General features: G+C 68.1%; 12 protein-coding genes. 3 read left to right on the forward strand and 9 right to left on the reverse strand.

Features of this window, described 5'->3' with window-relative positions:
- Nucleotides 1-438: 438 nt before the first annotated feature.
- Complete coding sequence (locus tag ACFQ7F_RS11855) at nucleotides 439-591, reverse strand: hypothetical protein (protein ID WP_383269458.1); 153 nt, start codon at nucleotides 589-591, stop codon at nucleotides 439-441.
- A gap of 260 nt (nucleotides 592-851) precedes the next feature.
- On the opposite strand from ACFQ7F_RS11855, the gene ACFQ7F_RS11860 reads away from it, so the two are divergent.
- Nucleotides 852-2,252: a hypothetical protein gene (locus ACFQ7F_RS11860; protein ID WP_383269460.1), complete on the forward strand. Its 1,401-nt coding sequence runs from the start codon at nucleotides 852-854 to the stop codon at nucleotides 2,250-2,252.
- A gap of 677 nt (nucleotides 2,253-2,929) precedes the next feature.
- Here the strand turns inward: ACFQ7F_RS11860 and ACFQ7F_RS11865 are convergent.
- The 5 genes from ACFQ7F_RS11865 to ACFQ7F_RS11885 are packed head-to-tail and all read right to left on the reverse strand — an operon-like array spanning nucleotide 2,930 to nucleotide 8,730.
- Nucleotides 2,930-4,165 carry a styrene monooxygenase/indole monooxygenase family protein gene (locus ACFQ7F_RS11865; protein ID WP_383269461.1) on the reverse strand — a complete coding sequence of 412 codons (1,236 nt, stop codon included), beginning with the start codon at nucleotides 4,163-4,165 and terminating at the stop codon, nucleotides 2,930-2,932.
- Nucleotides 4,166-4,210: 45 nt separating this feature from the next.
- Nucleotides 4,211-4,840 (reverse strand): ATP/GTP-binding protein, encoded by a 630-nt coding sequence (locus tag ACFQ7F_RS11870; RefSeq protein ID WP_383269462.1) that lies wholly within the window; start codon nucleotides 4,838-4,840, stop codon nucleotides 4,211-4,213.
- On the reverse strand, nucleotides 4,821-5,225 hold the full coding sequence (locus ACFQ7F_RS11875) for a DUF742 domain-containing protein (RefSeq protein ID WP_383269464.1): 405 nt from the start codon (nucleotides 5,223-5,225) through the stop codon (nucleotides 4,821-4,823). Before ACFQ7F_RS11875 ends, ACFQ7F_RS11870 begins: the two co-directional genes overlap by 20 nt.
- Nucleotides 5,222-5,755: a roadblock/LC7 domain-containing protein gene (locus tag ACFQ7F_RS11880; protein WP_383269513.1), complete on the reverse strand. Its 534-nt coding sequence runs from the start codon at nucleotides 5,753-5,755 to the stop codon at nucleotides 5,222-5,224. Before ACFQ7F_RS11880 ends, ACFQ7F_RS11875 begins: the two co-directional genes overlap by 4 nt.
- Nucleotides 5,756-5,763: 8 nt before the next feature.
- Nucleotides 5,764-8,730, reverse strand: a complete 2,967-nt coding sequence (locus ACFQ7F_RS11885) for a nitrate- and nitrite sensing domain-containing protein (protein WP_383269466.1) — start codon at nucleotides 8,728-8,730, stop codon at nucleotides 5,764-5,766.
- 356 nt (nucleotides 8,731-9,086) lie between these two features.
- On the opposite strand from ACFQ7F_RS11885, the gene ACFQ7F_RS11890 reads away from it, so the two are divergent.
- Complete coding sequence (locus ACFQ7F_RS11890; RefSeq protein ID WP_383269467.1) at nucleotides 9,087-9,932, forward strand: protein phosphatase 2C domain-containing protein; 846 nt, start codon at nucleotides 9,087-9,089, stop codon at nucleotides 9,930-9,932.
- A gap of 107 nt (nucleotides 9,933-10,039) precedes the next feature.
- Here the strand turns inward: ACFQ7F_RS11890 and ACFQ7F_RS11895 are convergent, their stop codons facing one another.
- The gene (locus ACFQ7F_RS11895) at nucleotides 10,040-10,564 is read right to left on the reverse strand and encodes a MarR family winged helix-turn-helix transcriptional regulator (RefSeq protein WP_383269469.1); all 525 of its coding nucleotides are present in this window, start codon (nucleotides 10,562-10,564) and stop codon (nucleotides 10,040-10,042) included.
- A gap of 278 nt (nucleotides 10,565-10,842) precedes the next feature.
- Between ACFQ7F_RS11895 and ACFQ7F_RS11900 the strand changes: the two genes are divergently transcribed.
- Nucleotides 10,843-11,685 (forward strand): lysozyme, encoded by an 843-nt coding sequence (locus ACFQ7F_RS11900; protein ID WP_383269470.1) that lies wholly within the window; start codon nucleotides 10,843-10,845, stop codon nucleotides 11,683-11,685.
- A gap of 84 nt (nucleotides 11,686-11,769) precedes the next feature.
- Here the strand turns inward: ACFQ7F_RS11900 and lon are convergent, their stop codons facing one another.
- Complete coding sequence (lon, locus tag ACFQ7F_RS11905) at nucleotides 11,770-14,184, reverse strand: endopeptidase La (protein ID WP_383269472.1); 2,415 nt, start codon at nucleotides 14,182-14,184, stop codon at nucleotides 11,770-11,772.
- Nucleotides 14,185-14,273: 89 nt separating this feature from the next.
- Nucleotides 14,274-15,086, reverse strand: coding sequence for a rhomboid-like protein (locus tag ACFQ7F_RS11910; protein WP_383269474.1), 813 nt, complete (start codon nucleotides 15,084-15,086; stop codon nucleotides 14,274-14,276).
- Nucleotides 15,087-15,124: the final 38 nt, after the last annotated feature.

Below are 15,124 nucleotides of genomic sequence, written 5' to 3' on the forward strand. Positions count from 1 at the left end.
GGTGGCTCTGCGGACCACAGACACCGCAGCCTGGACTCGACTTCGACAGTCGCAGCCAGCCCGCCCGAACGCCACCAGCCTCCATCGATCGATTCTCGATCCGGATCAAACTGCGACTAGATACAAGGTCAACACAGTGGACTAGCCCGTCGCCTAGAGCGGGCCACAGAGCTAGATGCAGCGCTTGACGGCCGTTGCGATAGTCCCGGCGCTCCGTAGCCACAGCGCGGTACATGTTGCCGACGACTCGGACGTTCACCTTCAGGAAATCGTGATCGCTGTAGTACTGGACGTAGGGAGGAGCCCCGCCTTCGGGGCCCACGGAGGGACCTCCACGGCATCAGGCTTCTAGTTCAAGTGTTCGAATGTACCGTCCTGGAGGAGCCCCGGCACTCTCGCCGGGCCCCTGCCTGTGTGACCCTCAACGGGGAGACTTGCTCAGCCGATCGTCACCGAGAACCCATTCGTGATCGCGACTAGCACAACCGTGATGGCGCCCACCGTCATCAAGATGCCGATCAGGCGCACCGTCCGGTGCTCCTCCTCGATGGCGTACCGGACTGTGCGCCACCACTCCCTATCGAGCTTCACGCCGCTCACCTCTCCTTCTGTGTAGGTGAGTTGAGCTTGAGGTATGAGGTGGAGCGATGTTCTGCGGCGATACGCTGTGAGCCACAAAGAACCGTGGTGAATCGTGGTGACTCAGATTGCGCCGCTACCACGGCAGGGGAGGGGCATTGGCAGGGTCGGCGAGTAGGGCAGTGGCAATCCCTGCGCACATCCCAGGCGGGCCGCTGCGCACATGGCTGGAGTGGCTTCAGGAGCTGCGGAGGCGAGCCGGCATGCCGTCCTTGGCGAAGATCGCGCGCACGGCCGCCGAACGCGGAACAAAAGTGAGTACGGCTTCAGTGCGCCGGTTGTTGGTGGGCGATACGCTCAGTTACCGGTCTGCGGGTGCTATCGCTTACGCACTGGCCGAGTTGGATCAGCGGCCGAGCAAGGGCAACCCTGCAAACGACTGGGAAGCCTTTGACAGCGAGCTTTTCAATCTTTGGACCCAGGCCCAACCCCGCCCCACGGTGATGATATTCGAGCGGTTGAACCGTCGGGCTGCCCCACCTTCCGGAGGAGACGCCAACGAGACGATTCTTCCTCGCTCGCAGGGGATGTGCGCTCATGTGAAAGATGAGGCCCGCAGAGATCTCGGCGAGACGCTCCACGGCATGTTCTCCCGACTTGGCGAATCACTTGACGATTATGCCGAGAGGATTGGGCAGTCCCCGTACGCCGTTGGCTTCTACGTTACGGGCGATTTGTTGCCCACCAGGGAGTTCATCGATGACCTCACGAAATCGTATAGCGAGAAGATCGGTCCCCTAACAGAGAGCGCTCAGGCGCTCCTGTTGGGGCTGTACCTTCGGGCACTGGAAAGTAAGGCTGCTGACACCAGTGTTGTGCCTGGTCCGCCCGTCTCCAGCGACGCGCCTTCGCTGGTGCAGGTCGTACTAGAAACCGTGCCGCGCGACGAAGAGACGTGGATTGAGTGGACATCGCGCCTGCGGGGGCTGGCTGGTGCCCCACCGTTGGGGAGTCTGGCCGACAGAGTCAGTGCGGAATGGGGAGTGGACGTTAGCCCCGCCGAGGTGTTGTCCTCACTAGGAGGCGAGGGGCCTCTACGGAAGGCCAATATGGTCATTCGAAGCCTGGTCCACAAGATTCTTACCCTTCGCGGCGTCCGCCCAAATGAAGACGCGATACGCGAAATCGACTGGGCGACGGAAAGATTATTCAAGGCCAAGGTGGCCACCCTGCCACCCACGGCACTACCGAAGCGAATCGTTTTCCATCCTCGCGTTATCGACGACAGGCCGCGAGAGAGCGAATCTTGGCCCGAGTGGATTGAACGCCTACGACAACGAGTGGGAAACCCCTCTGTCTCTGAATTGGCGTCGATAACGGGTTTCAGCGAAAAAAGGGTCTCGCATATCCTTCGAACCGAAAGGGGAATCTCCACACAAGACGCGCTGAACCTCGCAAGGCTCCTCCGCGCGATGGACCTAAAGGAAGAACCCTTTTGGAGAAACCGTGAAGGACCCAGACTTGTGCTTCTGCCGCACGAGTGGGAACTATTTGAGCAGATGGTGATGACATTCTTCCCGCTCGAACCTTCCCAGTGCCCTCGCCAGACCACACTGGATGGCGTTCCGTGCTTTCTATGCCAGCAGATACACCAACCGACTCCAACTCCATAGATTACGTACGTGTCCTGTGAAGGAAGTCGGGACAGGAACGTCCGCAAGTGTGGATGAGGCCACAACATTGTTGTTACCGCACTCCATCTGATGCATCATCGCGGACCCTCGAAGCCCGCGGCGCTGGCCGAGTCTCGCCACGCAAGGGAGCTGTAGTCAGTTCCGGCTGATTAGAGCTTGTTCCGTTGTGAATGTTGAAACCCGTACATGACGAAAGGGAGGTGCCCCTGCAGTCCTCATTTGAGCATTCTCGTTACATTGCCCTCATATTTGCGCATCACATAGGGCGAGGTAACAATAATCACGCGTGCGCTTGTGAATAATAATGTCGCATTGCTAAGTGATGCATCAATAGGTACGCAACATTTGTGCGCCCGTGAATGGATTTAGCGCACTTATGGGGGCGTGAGCGTTGAACCCCGCCTGAGGGGAGAGTGGTGCGCTCACATTGGAGTGACGCGCATCATGGCGATACCTATTTAAATGCGGACACAAAGCGCACGGCCTGATGTCCAATAAGCGGCTTCTATGCACGGAGCGAAGGTATATGTGCACGTCCTGGCCCCATACCGCCGCTCAGCCAGGGGAGTGTCGGGCCGTCTGTGGGCCGCCGCAGGGCGCCCCACAACGATCAACGACGATAAATATCGACGGCTACACCGCAGGTCAGACGACCATCACGCCCCGGAGATCGAGCCCAGGTACGCGCCCGTCTTCTCCGGGTCGTAGAAGAAGTTCTCGAAGTCCGACGGGTCGTTGAAGCCGTTCGCGAAACGATCCGCCGCCGGCTGCAGCTGGCCCGCCGCGCCGATCAGGTTCAGGACGTGCTCCGGCGGCGGCGACAGCATCGCGTTCGTCCACTTGGTGGTGTGCTGAGCCGTCTCCCAGTAACCGTCGAACGTCGACTGCATCCACTCCTCGTCGAACGGCTTGTCGCCGTGCGAGACGATCGAGGAGAGGTACGACGCCGCACACTTCGACGCCGAGTTGGAGCCTTGCCCCGTGATCGGGTCGTTGGCGACGACCACGTCCGCGACGCCCAGGACAAGACCGCCGCCGGGGAGCCGACCGATCGGCTTGCGGACCGTCGGTGCGTACCGGCCGGACAACGTGCCGCCCGCGTCGGTCAGTTCGACCTTGGTCGCCCGCGCGTACTCCCACGGCGTGAACTTCTCCATGAGCTCCAGCGTCAGCGCCAGGTGCTCGGAGGGGTCCTTGATCCCCTGGAAGACGTCGAGAGGGCCTCCCGGCACGCCTTCCCAGAACAGGATGTCCGCGCGCCCGGACGTCGTCAGCGTCGGCATGACGAACAGCTCGCCCACGCCCGGCACCAGGTTGCACCGCACCGCGTCGAACTCGGGGTGCTCGGGCCGCGACCCCATGCCGTGGACGTACGCGACGGCCAGCGCGCGCTGCGGCACGTCGTAGGGGGAGCGCGATGCGTCCCGCTCGAACATCGAGACGAGCTCGCCCTTGCCCGCGGAGACGAGCACCAGGTCGTACGTGCGGGAGAAGTAGTCGAGGTCCGAGACCGCCGCGCCGTGGATGACCAGCTGGCCGCCCCGCTGCGCGAACGTCTCCATCCAGCCCGCCATCTTCACGCGCTGGTCGACGGACTGGGCGAACCCGTCCAGCTTGCCGACCCAGTCGATGACGCGGGACGAGTCGGGGCCGGCGACCGAGACGCCGAGGCCCTCGATCTTCGGGGCCTGCGACTCCCAGAAGTTCAGCTGGAGGTCGCGCTCGTGCTGCAGCGCCGTGTGGAACATGCACTGCGTGGACATGACACGACCGGACCTGACCTCGTCCGCCGTGCGGTTGGACATCAGGGTGACCTCGTACCCCTGCGTCTGGAGTCCGAGAGCGATCTGGAGTCCGGCCTGACCGGCTCCGACGACGAGTATCTTCCGCATGCGGCTACTTCTCCTACGTACTGACGTGCTCAAAAACAAAAAGAGCTATTCGGGGGTTGTTTCGAGGGCGTGGCCGACCAGCGAGAGCAGTGACTCGATCGCCGAGATCCGCTGCCTCGCGTCCATGATCAGCACCGGTATGTGCGCCGGGATCGTCAGCGCGTCGCGGACGTCCGCCGGTGCGAACTCCTCGGTGCCGTCGAAGTGGTTGACGGCCACGATGTACGGCAGACCGCAGCTCTCGAAGTAGTCGAGGGCGGGGAAGCAGTCGGCGAGCCGGCGGGTGTCGGCGAGCACGACGGCGCCGATCGCGCCGCGCACCAGGTCGTCCCACATGAACCAGAAGCGCTGCTGACCCGGCGTACCGAAGAGGTAGAGCACGAGGTCGTCGTCGAGCGTGATCCGGCCGAAGTCCATGGCGACCGTGGTCGTGGTCTTGTCCGGCGTCGACGTGAGGTCGTCCGTGTCCTCGCTCGCCTGCGTCATCATCGCCTCCGTCTGGAGGGGCGTGATCTCGGAGACCGCGGTGACCAGGGTCGTCTTGCCGACGCCGAACCCGCCCGCCACCACGATCTTCGTCGCGATCGGGGCACGTGTGCGGTCCGTCTGCCAGGCTTGGAGGTTCTCGTCCGGGTCGGGGCCCGGGTGGCGGAGGTCAGAGACGGCGGAGTCCACTCAGCACCCTTTCCAGCAGTGCGCGGTCCGGCTGTCCCGGGCCGTGGCCCGTCCCGTACACGCGGATCTTTCCCTGGTCTGCGAGGTCGCTGAGCAGTACACGGACCACGCCGAGCGGCATCTTCAAAAGCGCGGCGATCTCCGCGACCGTACGCATACGGCGGCAGATCTCGACGATGGCCCGCATCTCCGGCATGACCCGGGCGATGGCGTCGCCCTGCGGCAGTTCGCGGCGCTCCTCGGGAGCTTCGAGCGCGGCCACGAACGTCTCGACGAGCAGGACGTGACCGAATCGGGTGCGCCCGCCGGTGAGCGAGTACGGGCGTACTCGGGCGGGTTTGCGGTCGCCGCCCCGCTGGGGCAGCTTGCCGGGCCTACTGCTCATCGGACGCTCTCCATCGACTGGCGCAGTTCACTGCGGAGTTCGGGGGTGAGGACATGCCCGGCGCGGCCTACGAAGAGCGCCATGTGGTAGGCGACGACGCTCATGTCGCAGTCCGGGGTGGCGTGCACGCCGAGCAGCGAGCCGTCGCTGATCGACATCACGAAGAGGCTGCCCTCCTCCATGGCGACGACGGTCTGCTTGACCGGGCCCGAATCCATCAGCTTGGAGGCGCCGATGCAGAGGGAGCCGAGGCCGGACACGATGGTGGCGAGGTCCGCGCTGGACCCTTTGGGGCCCGAACTGTTGTCGGCCGCCTTCTCGTTGTTCCGTGCGGGGTCGGAGGAGAGCAGGAGCAGCCCGTCGGAGGAGACGACGGCGACCGACAGGAGACCCGGCACCTCCTCGACGAGGTTCGTCAGCAGCCAGTGCAGGTTGCGTGCTTCGCTGCTCAGTCCGAACCCCGCGGTTCTCTCACCGCTGCCGGAGCTTGCGGTGGAACTACTGCCGGGCGAAGAACTGGGCGGGCGCATGGGCGCAGTCAACTACTTGCCTCCTCGACTGTGTCCCCCATGTTGTTTTCGGTCTCTTTGGTCTCTTTGGTCGCTGTGGTCTCTGTGGTCACTGCGTTGCGGTCGTTCAGTTCGGCCTCTACGTCCCGACGGCCGCTTATGCCTCCCTGGTGGAATCCCCCCAGGCGCTTGCGCAGCGCTTCGGCGTCCACGGAGCCGCTGCGTGCCTTGGGCACGGTGGGCTCGGGTGCGGTGATCTTGGGCGTGCGCTTGGGGAGCCCCTTGTCGGTGACGCGCTCCCACTTGGGGGCGGGGGCGTCTTCGGGGGCGGGCGCGGCTTCCGGCGTCTGAGCCTCCGGGGTCTCCGCTTCCGGGGTCTCCGCGACCTCCGGAACCGGCGGAGGGGCAAGCTCCATGGTCGTCTCGGGCGAAGCCTCGGGCTCGGCCTCGACCTCCGGCTCGGGCTCAGCCGCACGTACGGCCTGCTCCGCGGCCGCGATCAGCGGATCCGCGCCGGAGGTCACCGCCGCGGTCCCCGCCGCAGCCCCCGCCGAACGCCCCGGCAGCACGTTGGAGTTCGCCTCGGCCTCGGAACCGGGCAGATGCAGCGCGGGCGCCGCACCGGCGACCGGAACACCGACCGGCGGCGCACCCACCGCGGGCGCCGCGGCGAGGATCGACTTCGGCAGGACCACGACCGCCGCGATGCCGCCCTGCTTCTGCTCACGCAGACGGACCCGAGCGCCGTGCCGCGCGGCGAGCCGGGCCACGACATAGAGGCCGAGCCCGAGCCCGTCCCCGCTCTCCTGGTCGTACGCGTCGTCCGGACGGAACTGGGCCAGGCGGGTGTTGAGCTCGTCCATGCGGTCCGGTGTGACCCCTATGCCCTCGTCCTGCACGGAGAGCATGACCTCGCCGCTCTCCAGGAGCCAGCCCGAGACCTCGACGGAGGCGTCCGGCGGCGAGAACGAGGTCGCGTTCTCCAGGAGCTCGGCGACCAGGTGGCTGATGTCGTCCGCGGCGAAGCCCGCGACGTGGGCGTGCGGCGGCAGCGTGGCGATACGCACCCGCTCGTACCGCTCGATCTCGCTGACGGCGGCGCGTACGACGTCGACCAGCGGGACCGGGCCCGGGTGCTGGTGGCCGTGCTCGGCCCCGGCGAGGACCAGGAGGTTCTCGCTGTGGCGGCGCATGACGGTGGCGAAGTGGTCGAGCTTGAAGAGCGTGGCGAGCCGGTCGGGGTCCTGCTCGCGGTCCTCCAGGTTCTCGATGACGGCGAGCTGCCGCTCGACGAGGCCCAAGGTACGCAGGGCCAGGTTGACGAACGTGCCGTGGATGGACTGCCGCACCCGCTCCAAATGGGCAGCGGCCTCGGCCAGTTCGGCGCGCAGTTTCTCGCGCTCGTCGGCCATGGACGTGCGCTGGCCGATGAGGTGCTTGCGGTCCGCTTCGAGCGTGGTCAGGCGCTCGGTCAGGGCGGCCGCGTGCTCGTGCAGCGCGTTGACGGACCGTACGACCTGGGCGAACTCGTCGTCGCGGCCCGTGAAGCGGATCGGCTCCTGGGGCGCGGGCTCGGTGGCGAGACGGGCCGAGCCGATGCGCAGGACGGCGAGGGGGCGGGTCAGGCTGCGGGCCATCCCCATGGAGACGCCGACCGCGACGAGCAGCGTGACGCCGATGAGCGCGACGCGGATCTCGAGCGCCGTCACGTCGTCGTCGCGCAGCTTGGCGAGGTCCTTGGTGCGCTGCACCGTGAGCGCGGACTCGGCGCCGCGCATCATCTCGATGCGGGCGGAGAGCGCGGTGTCGAGCTTTTTGCGGTCGTAGCCCTGCTCGGTGGTGGAGAGCGTGGGCTGGTCGGTGAGTCGGGAGAGGTACTTCTCCGCCGTCGTCACCTCGTTGCCCGTGACCGTCGAGTCATACGTGGTGCGGGCATCGTCCGTGGCCGAGTCCCGGAAGTCGGCGACGGCCGCCTTTTCGCGCACGTGGGCCTGCTGGGCGGCGGCGCTGAGGCCGTCGCGGCGCTTGCCGTAGGCGGAGGACGCGTCGTCTACCACCGTGGTGGGCAGGCCGGTGACGGGGTCGAGGGCGGTGTTCGTCCGCGTGGAGCGAGGGACGGCGAGGGTGGCCAGGAGCAGGCCGCGGGCGCTTGCCGCCTGCTCGACGGCGTGGTCGAGGTCGGCGAGCGCGTAGGCGCCGGAGCCCGCGCGGGGCGGGGTCTTCTCGGCGAGTTCCCGGGTGAGGCCGTGCAGTTCGGTGATGACGTTCGAGTACGCCGTGTGGGCTTCCAGAGCAGTGCTCTTGCCGGTGAGCGCCGCTCTGCGTACGGCGCCGATGGTGTCGAGTTCGCTGCGCAGGGACACCGACCCGTCGGCCGTCCGCAGCTCGGCGACCTGACGGTCGACCCGGGCACTGCGGCTCTCGGCGAGCCCCTTGCCCTGCGGGCGGCCCGCCGCGATGAACGAGGTGACCTCGTCGCGCTCGTCGGCCAGCGAGTGACCGAGGGACACGGCGTCCTGGGTGCGCTCGGCGAGGGTCACCAGGTTCTGCGCGTCGCTCAGTTCTCCGGATGCGGCGACGATGGCGGGTGCTCCGGCGGCTGCGATCGCGGCGGCCACGACGGCGACAGCGATGATCAGCCGATTGCGTACGCGCGCGGTGGGCCTGGAGTTGACCGGCTTCACGGGCTGTACGGGCTTCGCGGGCTTGGCAGGCTTCGTGGGGCCTGCGTCGACGGACTGCGCGGCAGGGTTCTCCGCGGAGTTCTCGCCCGCCGCGTTCCCTCCCGCTGCGTTCGCTCCCGCCGCGTTCTCTGCCGCCGCGTTCCCTGCCGCCGCGTTCCCTGCCGCCGCGTTCGCTCCCGCCGCGTTCTCGGGCGAGCCCGCCGCGTTCTCGGGCGAGCGCTCTATAGGAGTGGTCGCGCCCGGCGTGGCCCCTTCAGGAGCCGTCTGCTTGCCCTTGCGCCCAGGCCGCATCTTCTGCACCGGTGCTCGCATTCTTGTTCTTCGTCTGCCCATGAGCCCGGGTGACGATCCGTCAACGCACGCGCCCCCCGGTCCGGCTCCAGACCCTTCCAGTGCCGATGGGTGGCAGTCGTGCATCACATGCCTGGCCACCCGAAGGAGTGAACATCGGCGGGGAGTTGGCGAGCAAGTCCCTGACTGGCCCGAAAGTCCCGGCCACGGCGGGCCGGTTGGACGCCGACCGCAGGCTTTGGCAGGATGCGCCGCCACACACCGCTGGAAGCGATCATTCCGACTGAAATCCGGCGTCTGACCTGCTGCTCCGGGCCGATCCTCGCCTGCCGACGGCCGCCGGGTGACCTTGTGAAGGCCTCGTGCAGACTGACGGAATGCGTATCGAACTCGCCACCGAACCCGGAGACCCCTCACGCCCCAATGAGGACTATGTCGCGGTCATGCTTCCCGCATCCGGGCAGGGCGGATCGCTCGTCCTTCTCGACGGGGTGACTCCGCCTGCCGGAGATGACGGCTGCCTGCATTCCGTCCCTTGGTTCACGGCGCGACTCGGGGGCGCACTGGGGGAACTGTCCGTTTCGCGACGGGATATGACGCTCACTGAGGTCCTCTCGGCGGCGATCGTGCGCACCGCGGATGCCCATGGTCAAACCTGTGACCTTTCTCACCCGCGTACGCCTCAGGCAACCGTGGTTCTGGTGCGCTGGGACGACGAACGGGTCGAACACCTCGTCCTGTCCGACTCCGCACTCCTGCTCGCGGGCCCCGACGGCTCGGTCACGCCGGTGCTCGACGAGCGCCTCGCGGAACTGCCGCCGAGGGTCCGAGAGGTGCGCGACGCGGTCCGCGCGCTGCCCCGCGGCTCCGCCGAACGCGAGGTCGCGGGCCGCGCGTACGGCGCCGCCGTCGAGGCCCTGCGGAACGCGGAGGACGGCTTCTTCACGGCGGCGGCGGATCCGTCGGCGGCGGCACGGGCGGTCACCGGCACGTCGCCCCGCGCGGAGGTCTCTGCGGTGGCGGCCCTGACGGACGGGGCCGGCCGCTGGGTGGAGACGTTCCGTGCCGGTGACTGGACGGAGTGCTTCGCGCTGCTGCGGAAGGACGGGCCGCAGCGCCTGGTGGACCGGGTGCGGGAGCTGGAGCGCGCGGACGCCGATCGCGCGGCGTTCCCCCGAGGTAAGCGGCATGACGACGCGGCGGTCGTTTACGCGGAGTTGTGACCCGGGGTTTCCGTCCCGGCAAGAGTCCGGATCTCATCCGCGGGCGCGTCGTGGCTGGTCGCGCAGTTCCCCGCGCCCCTTTCGGGGCCCGACAGGCTCGTCGCCCCTCAAGACTCTGCGGACTCGTTCAGCTGACGCAGCAGACGCGCAAGCTCCGCCACCTCGGCCCGGTCCCACCCGGAGAGCCGGCGCACGTACCGCTCCCTGCGCCCCGCCCGCACCTCGCGGAACCGCGTCCCGCCCTCCTCGGTGAGGTGGACGAGCCAGGCACGGCCGTCGGCGGGGTCGGGCTCGCGGGCGACGAGGCCCAGCTCCTCAAGGGCCCGCAGCTGCCGGCTCATCGTCGCCTTGCCGACGCCGATGTACGCGGCGAGATCCGTGGCCCGCTGCGGCCCCGAGTCGTCGAGGCAGACCAGGAGTCCGTACGCGGCGGGTTCCAGATCGGGGTGGACCTGGCGCGCCATCTCTCCGGACGAGGCACGCGCCCGGCGCAGAAGCAGCGTCAGCTCCCGCTCCAGGGAGAGGAACTCACGGTCGACCAGCCTCTCCACGCCCTCCCCGCTCACGTCGGCTCCCGCGTTGTCCACGTCGGCTCCGCCGTCGTTCTCGCCCTCGTGCACTTCAGCACCCATGGCACGCTTTCTTTCCTGATCATGAAAACTTTCCGCCCCGTACGGCGGCAGACGTCCGCGTCGGTCCATCGCCGCAGCTCGACCAGTATTTCGTAACGCCCTGTGGGACCACGCCGAGGACGCCGCCGCAGGAGTAGACCAACGGCAGGCATCAGGACCCCTTCCCAGCCACGGGTCTACGTGCGTAGCGTCGTACATGACATGTTCACACCACGAACGTGTCGACAGGTCCCCCCACGAGCTCCATCGAGCTCAACCGAGGCCTAACGGAGGCACGCATGCCCGTGCACAGACCCGGAACCCCCCGCCGCTCTCGTTGGTCAGCGGCCGGAATCCTGCTCTCAGTCCTCTCCGCCCTCTCCCTCCTCCTGACCCTGCCAGGCGCCGCACAGGCCGCCGGCGGTGACGACATACCGGCCCGCGGCACGGCCCGCATGGGCCAGGGCGTCATCGAGCACGACGGGCAGGGCAGTCTCCCGCCCGGTCGCGACGCCGCACAGACCGAAGGCGTCGACGTCAGCAGCCACCAGGGCAACGTCGCCTGGTCGACACTCTGGAACAGCGGCGTGAAGTGGTCCTACGTGAAGGCCACCGAAGGCACGTACTACAAGAACCCCTATTTCGCCCAGCAGTACAACGGTTCATACAACGTGGGCATGATCCGCGGCGCCTACCACTTCGCGACGCCCGACACGACGAGCGGCGCCACCCAGGCCAACTACTTCGTGGACAACGGCGGCGGCTGGTCGCGTGACGGCAAGACGCTGCCGGGCGCGCTCGACATCGAGTGGAACCCGTACGGGGCTGCCTGCTTCGGCAAGTCCCAGTCCGCGATGGTCAGCTGGATCCGAGACTTCCTGAACCAGTACAAGGCACGCACCGGACGCGACGCCGTCATCTACACGGCCACCAGCTGGTGGAAGCAGTGCACCGGCAACTACGGGGGCTTCGCCGCCAACAACCCGCTCTGGATCGCCCGCTACAACACCTCTCCGGGTGAGCTGCCCGCCGGCTGGGGCGTCCAGACGATGTGGCAGTACACCTCCACGGGTCCGACGGTCGGCGACCACAACAAGTTCAACGGCGCGCTCGACAGGGTGCAGGCGCTCGCCAACGGCTGAGCCGCCCGCTGAACCGCCCCTCTCGCGCACGAGGGCCCGGAACCCCTTACGGGGTCCCGGGCCTTCACTCACCGGCCGCCTCCGTCACGCGGCGGCCGGAACCCGCACCTCGGCTTCGGTCAGGGCCAGTTCGAGCACCTGGCGGACATCCGTCACCGGGTGCACGTCCAGCTTCTCCAGGATCTCGGCCGGGACGTCGTCCAGGTCGGCCTCGTTCCGCTTAGGGATGATCACCGTGGTGATCCCGGCGCGGTGCGCGGCGAGCAGCTTCTGCTTGACGCCGCCGATCGGCAGGACGCGCCCGGTCAGCGAGACCTCACCGGTCATGGCCACATCCGTACGGACCAGACGGCCGCTGAGCAGCGACGCCAGGGCGGTCGTCATGGTGACGCCCGCGCTCGGCCCGTCCTTGGGTACCGCGCCCGCCGGGAAGTGGATGTGCACGCCGCGTTCCTTGAGGTCGGCGACGGGCAGCTCCAGTTCGGCGCCGCGCGAGCGCAGGAAGGAGAGGGCGATCTGCGCGGACTCCTTCATCACGTCGCCGAGCTGACCGGTCAGGGTCAGTCCTGCGGCGCCGGTCTCCGGGTCGGCGAGCGACGCCTCGACGAAGAGGACGTCACCTCCCGCGCCGGTGACCGCGAGGCCGGTCGCCACGCCCGGCACCGCCGTGCGCCGCTCGGCCGGGTCCTGCGCCGACTCGGGCACGTGGTGCGGGCGCCCGATGAGGTCGCGCAGATTGCCCTCGCCGACCGTGAACGGCAGCTCCTGCTCGCCCAGTTCGTGCTTGGCCGCGACCTTGCGGAGCAGCCGAGCGACGGACCGCTCCAGGTTCCGTACGCCCGCTTCCCGGGTGTACTCCCCCGCGAGCTTGCGCAGCGCGCTCTCGTCCAGGGTCACCTCGTCCGTCTGCAGGCCCGCCCGCTCCAGCTGGCGCGGGAGCAGGTGGTCGCGGGCGATGACGACCTTCTCGTCCTCGGTGTATCCGTCGAGCCTGACCAGCTCCATGCGGTCGAGCAGCGCCTCGGGGATGGCCTCGATGACGTTCGCCGTGGCAAGGAACACCACGTCGCTCAGGTCGAGCTCGACCTCCAGGTAGTGGTCGCGGAAGGTGTGGTTCTGCGCCGGGTCGAGGACTTCGAGGAGGGCGGCGGCCGGGTCGCCGCGGAAGTCGGAGCCCACCTTGTCGATCTCGTCGAGGAGCACGACCGGGTTCATGGAACCGGCCTCCTTGATGGCCCGCACGATGCGGCCGGGCAGCGCCCCCACGTACGTACGACGGTGTCCGCGGATCTCCGCCTCGTCGCGTACGCCGCCGAGCGCGACCCGCACGAACTTGCGGCCCATGGCGTGCGCGACACTCTCGCCGAGACTCGTCTTGCCGACGCCAGGAGGCCCCACCAGGGCGAGAACCGCGCCGCCACGACGGCCGCCGACGACCCCGAGGCCCCGGTCGGCGCGCCGCTTGCGCACCGCGAGGTACTCGGTGATGCGCTCCTTCACGTCTTCAAGGCCCGCGTGCTCGGCGTCCAGGACGTTCTGGGCGCCCTTGATGTCGTACTCGTCCTCGGTCCGTTCGTTCCAGGGGAGTTCGAGGACGGTGTCGAGCCAGGTCCTGATCCAGGAGCCCTCGGGCGACTGGTCGCTGGAACGCTCCAGCTTGTCGACCTCCTTGAGGGCGGCTTCCCGGACGTTCTCGGGGAGGTCGGCGGCCTCGACGCGGGTGCGGTAGTCGTCGGACTCCTCCCCGTCCTGCTCGCCGTTGATCTCGCGCAGTTCCTTGCGCACGGCGTCGAGCTGGCGCCGAAGGAGGAACTCGCGCTGCTGCTTGTCGACGCCTTCCTGTACGTCCTTGGCAATGGACTCGGCGACATCCTGCTCGGCCAGGTGCTCGCGCAGCTGCTCGGTGGCGAGCTTCAGGCGGGCGGTCGGGTCGTCGGTCTCCAGGAGCTCGATCTTCTGCTCGGTGGAGAGGAAGGGGGAGTATCCGGAGTTGTCGGCAAGGGCGGAGACGTCGTCGATCTGCGTGACGCGGTCGACGACCTGCCAGGCGCCCCGCTTCTTCAGCCAGCTCGTGGCGAGGGCCTTGTACTCCGTCACCAGCTCGGCAACAGCCCCCGGGAGGGGATCGGGCACGGTCTCGTCGACCTTGAGCCCCTCCACCCAGAGCGCGGCACCGGGCCCGGTCGTCCCGGCACCGATCCGTACCCGGGAACGGCCGCGGATCAGGGCGCCGGGGTCGCCGTCGGAGAGACGCCCGACCTGCTCGACGGTGCCCAGGACGCCGGTCGCGGCGTACGTCCCGTCGATGCGCGGAACAAGAAGGACCTGCGGCTTGCTGCTGCCAGTGGAGCGAGCTGCCGCTTGGGCGGCCTCGACGGCGGCGCGTACGTCGGTGTCGGACAGGTCGAACGGAACCACCATGCCGGGCAGGACAACCTCGTCGTCGAGCGGCAGCACGGGCAGCGTAAGTGGTGTGGACGCCTTGGACTCAGTAGTCATGATCTCCCCTTCGGCATTCAAGTTGAGCTATGTGGACTCAATGCTCGTGAGTCCTTGAATGTTCCCCAGGGGGTGTTCGCTGTGAGCGATCAGTTGAATGCGCGCGGGCGGCGCCGCAGCAGCGGCCATGTGGCGACACCGAGCGAGAGCGCGAGCAGATGGCCCCAGTTCGTCATCGGGTCCGTGAACGCGATCAGGTCGTCGAGCAGCATGCCGCCGAATCCGGCGAGCACCAGCCAGCGCAGCCACGGCCTGAACAGTCCTGCCAGCGCGCCGACGCTCGCGGCGACGCCGAAGCTGATGCCGTAGTCGAGCCGGTGCAGGGAACTGTCGGGAAGATGACCCGCGAGGACCGAGAGGCCGACCGGGACCTCGGTCGCGAGGGTGGCCACCATGTGGCCGAGCAGGAAGACGCCCGCCGTGCGCAGCGCGCCGATGCGGCGCTCCAGAGCCGTGAGGACCAGCAGGAAGCCGATCGCGTACGGCGACGCGATGCCGCCCGCGATCCACAGCGCGCTGGCCACCAGGACAAGGAACGGCTCCTGCGTCAGGTGCGCCACGTCCGTGCTGGAGTGCTGGTGCAGGGTCGCGATGAGGGACGGGTCCGCGCGCTGCGTCAGGACTGACGTCGCGGTGAGGATCGCGGCATAGCCGAACGTGAAGGGCGTACCCGTGGGAGTCGGCAGCAGGCGCCAGGGGTGCGGGCGTCTCAGGCGGCTCAAGCGGCGCAGACGGCCCGGGGAGGCGGCGCCGCCCTCGGCCGCGGTTGCCGCGCACGCCTCTTGGGGCCCGGCGACGGCGGCCGCTTCGGGCTCGCGCTCCCGCTGGCGCGGGATGCCGTCGAGGCCGGGCGGGGCGATCTCCTCGGTTGCCTCGGGGGCAGCCGACGCACTCCGGTTCACGGTGAGGCGCTCCTTTTGTTCCGTTCCACCCTTGGCCG

This window comes from Streptomyces sp. NPDC056486 (genome assembly GCF_042795295.1).
In the GTDB taxonomy this organism is placed as follows: domain Bacteria; phylum Actinomycetota; class Actinomycetes; order Streptomycetales; family Streptomycetaceae; genus Streptomyces.